At 47.0% G+C, this 383-nt stretch carries 1 protein-coding gene; it reads right to left on the reverse strand.

Features of this window, described 5'->3' with window-relative positions:
• Positions 1-288: MurR/RpiR family transcriptional regulator (locus NE664_15680; protein ID MCQ4728074.1), on the reverse strand; the 288-nt coding region annotated here is incomplete at its 3' end.
• Between the last annotated feature and the right edge of the window lie 95 nt (positions 289-383).

Here is a 383-nt window from a genome sequence, read left to right on the forward strand (position 1 = left end):
CGACGGCGTGGGAATGATCTCCTGAACGGATATCTCCCTGCTGTCCTTGAACAGAGCGTTTTCGTATACGAGCGCGTGCTGAAAATCGCGGTATCCCGCACAGCCCAGTTTTCTGCAGAGTCTGATAATGGTCGCCGGCGACGCATAGGCCAAATCTGCAAACTCGTGTATACTCTTTCCAATCACCAGATCCGGATGGTTCAGGATGATTGTTACCGCATTCTTTTCCGCTGCGCTTGCCTTGACCTGGTAGTCTTTCAGGCGCAGCAGCAATCCTTTCGCTGCCATAGTTCCTACCTCTCCTTCATCATAGCATGTGAAATAATTGTGTCAATTATTCGGCATTATTATGAAATTTTATTGCATATTATGACTGATTTTGT

The organism is Anaerotignum faecicola (genome assembly GCA_024460105.1).
Classification (GTDB): Bacteria; Bacillota; Clostridia; order Lachnospirales; family Anaerotignaceae; genus JANFXS01.